Raw genomic sequence first — 2528 nt, 5'->3', positions numbered from 1 at the left:
GCCCGCCTGTGCGTTCGGTAAATTTAGACCGCTTAGCGGCGCAAGTATCGCCCGCGCGATGATAGATGCGGCTAGCAGCGACGCGCGCGGCGTACAAATCTACGAGCCGCGGGAATTTCTATAAATCGCGAGTAAAATTTCGGCGCAAGAGCAGGATTAAATTTAAAACTAAAGTTTTAGGTAGTGTGGATAAAATTTTATAAATTGATCTACTTAAATTAAATTTTAAATTTAATAGAATTTTATAGTAAAATTTCTCGCTTGAAATTTTAAGCGTGGAATCTTGCGTACTGTGTTGTTGCAAAATTTTTGTTATAAAACCCTATGCTAAAATTTTAGGACTAAATTTGCGGTGTATTTAGTTTAGCCGCGAATAAAGCCTCCTAGGGCTTCAAGCTCGCATGCGGTTATGGCAACTTCAAGCCCTGAAACGATCGTAAGTTTTGCAAATTTTATAAATCCGCGACATTAAATTCTAAAAATTATGAGCTACTTAGGAGGCGAAAACATCTATTTTTTCGCTTCTTTCGGCGCGATCGGCGGATCGAGCTGCATGATTTTATCGCCTAGGCGCTGAAAATTTGCAAGGCTTTTTAGATGGAAATACGCTAGCTCCAGATATCCGCGGCGCGCGAAATCCGCAAGCTTTTTATCGCTTAGCTTCAAAAGCTTTTCGCGATTTACGACCGAAAAGCCGTTTAGCAGGGACGATTCCTTGCCGCTAGAGTTGATGCCGAGCTCCTTGGCTTCTAAAATCCCCGCCTTTTGAAATTCCGCCGCCGCAACGCGCGTGCGCATGTCCAAATCGGCGTAATTTTTCATCACCTCTTTTAAATTTTCCAAAAACGGCGTCGGCTTTCCGTCTTTAAAAAGCGCCTCACCGTCGCCTTTGATCTGCTGTGCGTCTTTGTCGAAGCAGATCGCCGTCTGCTCGCCGATCTGGGCTAGGAAAAACGGATAATTCTGCACCGAGGAGGGCACCGCTCCCTTATAATCCTTATCGATTAGAATGTTTTTGGTGCGCCCTAGCAGCGCCACCATTTTGGGTTCTTTTTCAATGGTAAATACGATAACGAGGTTGTCCGCGCAAAACGGAATCTCCGGTGCGATCACCGGCACGAAAGGCGCGGTAGGGAATGCATCCGCGTGATACTGCAAATCCGCGTGTTTAACGCTATCTAATACGACTGGGGTCATGTTGATCCTTTAAAAAATTTTAGCAATTATATAAAAAAGAATATTAAAATTCTAAGAATTTTGAAATTTTGCTCGTTTTCGTTCGGCGAAATTTAGACTTTTAAAATTTTAAATTTAGTAAAATTACCTTAAATTTAAAGGAGTACAGATGGATTTAAACGAGCTTTTAGCGCTCGCGACGGACGCCGCAAAAAGGGCAAACGCCGCGATAATGCAAAATTACGACAAATTCGACGTCTTTGTTAAGGCGGACAAATCGCCGCTTACGAATGCTGATCTTGCGGCAAACGATGCGATAATGCGCACTCTAGAGCCTAGCGGTATCGCGATCTGCTCGGAAGAGCGCGTACTGGATAGCAAACAGCGCATGAGCGAGGAAAGATTTTGGCTGATAGATCCGCTGGACGGTACAAAGGAGTTCATCGCACGCAACGGCGAGTTTTGCGTCTGCATCGCGCTGATCGAGCATGGGCGCCCGATTTTAGCGGTAATCGGCGTGCCCGTAAGCGGCGACGTATATAGTTCAAACGGCGGTGGAGTTTATAAAAACGGCGCGCTGCTCGCTCGCCCCGCTAGAGTGCCGCAAATCTTCATGCACGGACGTCACAGTAAATCCGAGAAATATCCGCAATTCGCGCAAAAATTTAAAATGCAGCTCGTACGCAAAGGCTCTGCGATAAAATTTTGCATCTTAGCTGAGGGGGGTGCGAGCGCGTATGCGAGATTTAGCGACTGCTCGCTTTGGGACATCGCCGCGGGAGATTTTTTGCTGCATCAAAGCGGCGGAGCGGTAGTAGATCTAAAGACGATGAAGGCGCCGCTTTACAACGGAAAAAGCCTGATAAATAACCATTATTTAGCGGTTGGCGCGAGTGCGATGAAAAATTTATCTGAAATGTTAGAATTCGCAAAGAACTTTTAAGTTAAATTTATAGTAAACACTCTATAATATAAGTCCAAAAATTTTTTATCAAAGGATAAAAACATGAAGGGCTTTACTATGATCGAATTAATTTTCGTGATCGTGATTTTAGGTGTTTTGGCGGCAATTGCCATTCCAAAACTAGCAGCTACGCGCGACGATGCAGAGGTCGTTAGAGCAGCACAGAATGTATCTACATCACTGACTGATCTAATGGCTTATTATACTTCGCAAGGCGAGTATGATAATAGCACGACAGGTTTTAATAACATGACGAATGTTAAAAATCCTATTACCGTAAAAGGCAAGACTTGTGCTACATATACCGTCGATAGCAAAACTAAGGTTACTCTTACAAAAAAGATGGACGGTTTATGTGCCCAGGTATGGGATATGCCGGGGTTAAAGA

Annotated in this window: 3 protein-coding genes; 2 read left to right on the top strand and 1 reads right to left on the bottom strand. The window is 44.2% G+C overall.

Features of this window, described 5'->3' with window-relative positions:
- Nucleotides 1-510: 510 nt before the first annotated feature.
- Nucleotides 511-1197, bottom strand: a complete 687-nt coding sequence (locus Q0277_RS00170; protein ID WP_297994260.1) for a SapC family protein — start codon at nt 1195-1197, stop codon at nt 511-513.
- Nucleotides 1198-1345: 148 nt separating this feature from the next.
- On the opposite strand from Q0277_RS00170, the gene Q0277_RS00165 reads away from it, so the two are divergent.
- Complete coding sequence (locus tag Q0277_RS00165) at nt 1346-2119, top strand: 3'(2'),5'-bisphosphate nucleotidase CysQ (protein ID WP_297994257.1); 774 nt, start codon at nt 1346-1348, stop codon at nt 2117-2119.
- A 63-nt stretch (nt 2120-2182) separates the two neighbouring features.
- The coding region (locus Q0277_RS00160) for a type II secretion system protein (RefSeq protein ID WP_297994255.1) at nt 2183-2528 on the top strand (346 nt) is incomplete at its 3' end.

The organism is uncultured Campylobacter sp. (genome assembly GCF_938030815.1).
Lineage (GTDB): Bacteria > Campylobacterota > Campylobacteria > Campylobacterales > Campylobacteraceae > Campylobacter_B.
The sequence above is the reverse complement of the archived record's forward strand: the minus strand, read 5'-3'. Positions and strand labels throughout refer to the sequence as shown.